Source organism: Nocardiopsis sp. MG754419, assembly GCF_018207095.1.
Classification (GTDB): Bacteria; Actinomycetota; Actinomycetes; order Streptosporangiales; family Streptosporangiaceae; genus Nocardiopsis.
In genome coordinates this window covers 63,556-69,777 of the sequence record NZ_QOCZ01000051.1, presented here as the reverse complement: position 1 = coordinate 69,777, position 6,222 = coordinate 63,556, and the positions used below count along the sequence as shown (strand labels likewise).

The 6,222-nt window shown below is 72.6% G+C and carries 6 protein-coding genes; 5 read left to right on the top strand and 1 reads right to left on the bottom strand.

The window, feature by feature from the left end; translation table 11 throughout:
* The first annotated feature begins 56 nt into the window (after positions 1-56).
* The 3 genes from DSY14_RS12535 (at position 57) to DSY14_RS12525 (ending at position 2,982) form a co-directional block, all read left to right on the top strand.
* The gene (locus DSY14_RS12535) at positions 57-1,043 is read left to right on the top strand and encodes a hypothetical protein (protein ID WP_211716699.1); all 987 of its coding nucleotides are present in this window, start codon (positions 57-59) and stop codon (positions 1,041-1,043) included.
* Positions 1,040-2,332 carry an adenylosuccinate synthetase gene (locus DSY14_RS12530; RefSeq protein WP_211716690.1) on the top strand — a complete coding sequence of 431 codons (1,293 nt, stop codon included), beginning with the start codon at positions 1,040-1,042 and terminating at the stop codon, positions 2,330-2,332. Before DSY14_RS12535 ends, DSY14_RS12530 begins: the two co-directional genes overlap by 4 nt.
* A 224-nt stretch (positions 2,333-2,556) precedes the next feature.
* Complete coding sequence (locus DSY14_RS12525; protein WP_211716689.1) at positions 2,557-2,982, top strand: PPOX class F420-dependent oxidoreductase; 426 nt, start codon at positions 2,557-2,559, stop codon at positions 2,980-2,982.
* A 178-nt stretch (positions 2,983-3,160) separates the two neighbouring features.
* On the opposite strand, the gene DSY14_RS12520 is transcribed toward DSY14_RS12525, so the two are convergent.
* The gene (locus tag DSY14_RS12520) at positions 3,161-4,054 is read right to left on the bottom strand and encodes a LysR family transcriptional regulator (RefSeq protein ID WP_211716688.1); all 894 of its coding nucleotides are present in this window, start codon (positions 4,052-4,054) and stop codon (positions 3,161-3,163) included.
* A gap of 94 nt (positions 4,055-4,148) precedes the next feature.
* On the opposite strand from DSY14_RS12520, the gene DSY14_RS12515 reads away from it, so the two are divergent.
* Both DSY14_RS12515 and DSY14_RS12510 read left to right on the top strand, forming a co-directional pair.
* Positions 4,149-5,045: an alpha/beta fold hydrolase gene (locus DSY14_RS12515; RefSeq protein WP_211716687.1), complete on the top strand. Its 897-nt coding sequence runs from the start codon at positions 4,149-4,151 to the stop codon at positions 5,043-5,045.
* Positions 5,046-5,096: 51 nt separating this feature from the next.
* Positions 5,097-6,155 (top strand): tartrate dehydrogenase, encoded by a 1,059-nt coding sequence (locus tag DSY14_RS12510; protein ID WP_211716686.1) that lies wholly within the window; start codon positions 5,097-5,099, stop codon positions 6,153-6,155.
* Positions 6,156-6,222: the final 67 nt, after the last annotated feature.

Here is a 6,222-nt window from a genome sequence, read left to right as displayed (position 1 = left end):
CCTTCTGGGGTGGGGTGCGCCCCTCGGGGCGCACCCCACCCCAGAAGGAGTCCGCCATGGGCAGCAGCCACTGGTCCACCGACGCCTACCACGCCCGTCGGGCCTACCGTGCCTCACGCGGCATCGGCGAGTTCGACTACCACGACACCTCCACCCGCGCGCCGCGCTCCACCTGGAAGGTCCACCCGAGCCTGGACCCGCACGGGGTGGACGTGCGCGAGAGCCGAGACTCCGAGGCCCACCCGAACTCGCTGGCGGTGTCGGTCCTGTTCGACGTCACCGGCTCCATGGGCGGTGTGCCGCGGGTGCTGCAGACCAAGCTGCCCGACCTGTTCGGTCTGCTGCTGCGCAAGGGGTACGTGGAGGACCCGCAGATCCTGTTCGGCGCGATCGGTGACGCCACCTGCGACCGGGTGCCCCTCCAGATCGGCCAGTTCGAGTCCGGCAACGAGCTGGAGGACGACCTCGGCAACCTGCTCCTGGAAGGCGGGGGCGGCGGTCAGATGACCGAGTCCTACGAGCTGGCGATGTACTTCATGGCGCGGCACACCACCCTGGACTGCCTGGACGTGCGCGGGCGGCGCGGCTACCTGTTCATCGTGGGCGACGAGATGCCCTACGGCGCCGTCAAGGCCCGCGAGGTCCGGGAGGTGATCGGCGACGACCTGAGCGAGAACATCGCGTTCCCCGCGCTCTTGGACGAGCTGCGACGCAGGTTCGAGGTGTACTACATCATGCCCACCGGCAGCGCCCACTTCCGCAACGACGAGGTGCGCGGTTTCTGGGAGCGGCACCTGGGTCAGAACCTGCTCCTGCTGGACGACCTGGACGCGGTGTGCGAGACCATCGCGGTCACCGTCGGGCTGGGCGAGGAGGCCATCGACCTGGAGGAGGGCCTGCGGGACCTGTCCGACAGCGGTTCGGGCGTGGGCGAGGCGGTCGGCAAGGCCCTGCGCCCCCTGGCCCGCGGTCGGGGAGCGGTCGCGTCCGTCCCGGGTGTGGCGGACCTGGCCGGTGACGGACCGGGGGTGGACCGGCTGTGACCGACCACGAGATCGTCGTCGACCTCGGGTTCGGCGACGCCGGTAAGGGGGTGACCGTGGACCTGCTCTGCGCGACCGGCGACCACGGCGCGGTGGTGCGGGCCAACGGCGGCGCCCAGGCGGCGCACAACGTGGTCACCCCCGACGGACGGCACCACACCTTCGCGCAGTTCGGGGCGGGCACCCTCGCCCCGAACGGTCCGGTGCCCACGCACCTGTCCCGGTTCATGGTCGTGGACCCGTTCGCGTTGGCGAGCGAGGCCGCCCACCTGGCCTCGCTGGGTGTGAAGGATCCGTTGTCGCTGCTCACCGTGGACCGGCGGGCGCTGATCAGTACCCCCTGGCACCAGGAGGCCAATCGGGCGCGCGAGCGCGCCCGGGGCGACGACCGGCACGGCTCGTGCGGGATGGGGGTGGGCGAGACCATGGCCTACGCCCTCGACCACCCCGAGTCGGCCCCCACCGTGGGCGACTGCGCGACCCCGGGGCGGCTGCGCCGGAAACTGGTCGCCCTCGCCGAGGCGCTCGGCGGGCACGGGCCGGAGCCGGAGGAGTGCCTGGACGCCTACACCGCGTTCGCCGCCCGGGTCCGGCTGGTGGACGAGGAGTACCTGCCCCGGCTGTTGTCCCGGGTCCCGGTGGTGTTCGAGGGGGCGCAGGGGGTGCTGTTGGACGAATGGCACGGGTTCCACCCGCACACCACCTGGTCCACGACCACCACCGCCAACCCGCTGACGTTGCTCGCCGAGGCGGGCCGCCCGGGAGACGCGCGCAGGATCGGCGTACTCCGCACCGTCACCACACGGCACGGGGCCGGTCCGTTGGTGACGGAGGATCCCGGGCTCGGCGCCCTCCTGCCGGAGCGGCACAACGGCGTCCACCCCTGGCAGGGGGCGTTCCGCGTGGGGCACCTGGACCTGGTGGCGACCCGCTACGCGGTCGCCGCCACCGGCGGGGTGGACGCACTGGTGGTGACGCACGCCGACGCGCCCGCCCGTCTGGGACGGGACCTGAGCTGGTGCACCGGGTACCTGGACGAGGCGGGGGAACCTCTGCGGATCGCACCGGGCCCCACCGGGGACCTGGACCGCCAGTCCGCGCTGACCCGGAGGATGCACGGGGCCCGACCGGTGCTCGCACCGATCCCCGGGGAACCGGCCGACGCGCTCGCCCACGCCCTGGGGGCGCCGTTGGCGGCGGTGTTCTCGGGGCCCACCCGCGCCGACGCCCGCACCCCGTCCCGGCGGGTGACCCGTACCGGGCCACTCCCCCGACACTCGCGTGTGTGAGCACCCCGGTGTCGCACCGGACCGAGCGGGTACGGGGCGGCCGGGGTGCCGAGCGCGCGAGCGGCCCGGCCCGGCGGAACCGTGCGGCTCGGCCCTCGGACGCCGCCAGGGGCGGTCGGCGCCACCGAGGACGTCCGAGGACGCGCGGCCGGTGTCGGTCGGGCCGGTGCCGGCGTGTGCGTGTCGGGCCGGTCGACCACGGCCCCCCGGTCTAGCGTGAGGGCATGGCTTCCATCACCGATCCCGAGATCAGCGCGTTCCTCCTGGAGGGGACCCGCACCGCCAAGATCGCCTTCACCTCCGCCGACGGCCGACCTCTGGTGGCACCGGTGTGGTTCGTCGGGCGCGGCGACACCCTGGTGTTCAACACCGGCAGGAACACCGCCAAGGGACGCTCCCTCGCCCGGGACCCCAGGATCACGCTGGTGGTCGACCTGGAGGAGCCTCCGTACGGGTTCGTGCAGGTGCAGGGCGAGGCCGAGGTGTCCGAGGACCCTGACGAGCTGCTCCGCACCGCCACCGAGATCGCCCGACGCTACATGGGGTCGGAGCGCGCCGAGGAGTTCGGCCGTCGCAACGGGGTGCCCGGCGAACTGGTGGTGCGGCTGCACCCCACCAAGGTGATCGCCGCCATGAACCTCACCGCCTAGACGAGGTGAGCCGCACCGAGCGCTCCGCGGCCCCTCTGCTCCCCTGACCACGGGGGTGTTCGTACGTGCGGGCGCCGGTCGCGGTGCTACCCGCGAACCGGGGGAACCGACGGTTCCCGCCGTGCCGTGTCGCCCGTACACGGACCGGGGCGCGACGCGGGCCCCGAGCGCACCCGAGCTAGGGCCCGACCTGACCGGCCTCGCCCACGGCGTGGTCGACGAAGGCGCGGGCGGCCGGGGTGAGCGGGGCGCGCCGGCTGATCAGGGACACGTGCAGGTGGCCGGTGGGCTCCAACTCCAGGGTCAGCACACCCGCGGCATCGGCCAGCTCGCGCCAGGCGTCGGTGACCACCGCCAGGCCGGCGCCGCCCAGGACCAGAGGCAGGATCGATACCCGGTGCTCGGTCTCGACCGCGATGCGCGCGTCCAGGCCGTCGGCCGACAACCGGTCGACGAACCGACGCATACCCGACCCCTCGTGACCGACGATCAGGCGATGGCCGTTCAGCGCCTCGACCGGGACCGGACGTCCCGGCGGGAACGGACCACCCCGCGGCGCCAACAGGACGAACGCCTGGTCCGCCAGGGGATGGACGCGGACCTCCCGGTCGCTCAACGGCCGGTCGGAGGCGACCACCCCCAGTTCACAGGCGCCGGTGCGGACCATCTGTACCGCGTCCCGCCGGGTGAGGGCGTTGCGGATGGACACCGAGACCTCGGGGTGGCGCTCGGTGAACCCCGCCACCATTCCGGTCAGCGGTTCGATCGCCTGGGTGGGCAACGTCGCCACGTCGACACGGCCCCGACGGAGCCCGCGCACCGCCTCCACCGCCGACCGGGCGAGGTCGAGGCCGCGCACCGCCTCGCGGGCCGGTGCGATCAGCGCCCGTCCCGCCTCGGTGAGCACCACGCGGCGGCCGATCCGGTGGAAGAGATCACTGCCCAGGTCCCGCTCCAGGGAACGGATCGACTGCGACAGCGAGGGTTGGGACAGGTAGAGGGCGGCTGCGGCACGATTCACCCCACCGTGGTCGACGACGGCGAGGAAGTACTCCAGTTGTCGTACGTCCATTTCGCTCCTGTTCGCCCCCTTATAGGTACCGCCTATCAACGTTATCGGTAGCCCGTCTTGGACAGCCGACCCGGCGTACTGCTGGAATCGGCCCATGAGCGACCTGTTGCCGCCGGACTTCTCCCACCGTGTCGTCGACGTCGAGGGCGTGCGGATCAACGTCCGCGTCGGCGGACAGGGACCGCCCGTCCTGCTCCTGCACGGCTACCCCCAGACCCATCTGATCTGGCACCGCGTCGCCCCGCTCCTGGCGGACCGCTTCACCGTGGTGCTCACCGACCTGCGGGGGTACGGCGACAGCGACAAACCCGCCTCCGACGACCGGCACACCCCGTACTCGAAGCGCGCCATGGCCCGTGACCAGTACCTGGTCATGCGGGAACTGGGCTTCGACACCTTCTCCGTGGTGGGCCACGACCGGGGCGGCCGCGTCGGCCACCGGTTGGCCCTGGACCACCCCGAGGCGGTACGGGCCTTCTGCGCGCTGGACATCGTTCCGACCCGCCACGCCTTCGAACACGCCGACGCCGCGTTCGCCCTCGGGTACCACCACTGGTTCTTTCTGGCCGCGGGGAACGGCATCCCCGAACACCTCCTCGGTCAGGACCCCGGCTTCTGGGTCCGCACCCGGATGAACGCGCGGCACCACGGCGGCACGGCCTTCCACCCCGAGGCGGTGGACGAGTACGTGCGCTGTTTCAGCGATCCGGCCGCCATCCACGCGTCGCGCGAGGACTATCGGGCCGCCGCCTCCATCGACCTGGAGCACGACCGCCGCGACGCCGGGCACCCCCTGGCATGCCCCGTCCTGGTGTTGTGGGGACGGCACGGCTTCGTGGGCGGTCACTACGACGTCCCGGCCGCCTGGCGCGAGTACGCGTCCGACGTGCGCGGCCACGCCCTGGACTGCGATCACTACGTCCCGGAGGAGGCCCCCGAGGCCACGGCCGCGCACCTGCGCGACTTCCTGCACCGGGTGCTCTCCGGCTGAGCACCCCGAACGAGCCCCCCGGCACGAACGATCACACCCCTGGAGACGTACATGAAGCAGTACCGGATCGCGACCATCCCCGGCGACGGGATCGGCGGCGAGGTCCTCACCCCCACGATCGCCGTGCTCGACCGGGTCGCCCGCCACCACGGGTTCTCCCTGGACTACGACGAGTTCGACTGGTCCTGCGAGCGCTACGCGCACACCGGCGCGATGATGCCCGAGGACGGTCTCGACCGGATCCGTCACCACGACGCCATCCTGTTGGGAGCCGTGGGCTGGCCCGGGGTGCCCGACCACGTGTCGCTGTGGGGCCTGCTCATCCCCATCCGTCGCACGTTCCACCAGTACGTCAACCTACGACCGATCACCGTCATGGAGGGCGTCCCCGGTCCGGTGACCCGCGCACTGCCCGGCGAGGTGGACTTCGTGGTGGTGCGGGAGAACAACGAGGGCGAGTACTCGCAGGACGGTGGCCGTTTCGACCAGGGCACCCCCGACGAGCGCGCGGTGCAGCAGTCGGTGTTCACCCGGCGCGGGGTCGAGCGGGTCGTCGAGTACGCCTTCGACCTGGCGGAGCAGCGGGGCGGTCGGCTGACCTCGGCGACCAAGTCCAACGGGATCGTGCACACCATGCCGTTCTGGGACGAGCTGGTGGCCGAGCGCGCCGCCCACCACCCGGATGTGGTCTGGGAACAGGAGCACATCGACGCCCTGGCGGCGAAGGTGGTGCTGGACCCGGCCCGCTTCGACGTGATCGTGGGATCGAACCTGTTCGGTGACATCCTCAGCGACCTCGCCGCGGCGGTCGCGGGCGGCATCGGCATCGCCCCCTCCGCCAACCTCAACCCCGAACGCGCCTACCCGTCCATGTTCGAGCCGGTGCACGGTTCGGCCCCCGACATCGCCGGCAAGGGCGTCGCGAACCCGCTCGGGGCGATGTGGTCGGCGTCGATGATGCTGGACCACCTGGGCCACCCCGAGGCGGGGGGACTGATGTTGGAGACCGTGCGCGCGGTCCTGGCCGAGGGCCGGGTGCGCACCCGCGACCTGGGGGGAACGGCGAGCACCGACGAGTTCACGGCCGAGGTCCTGCGCCGCCTCCCCTGACACACGGCGACCGGACCCGGGGCGCCCACCCCGTCGGCTCACCGTGCGCACCGATGAGGGCCGGCGG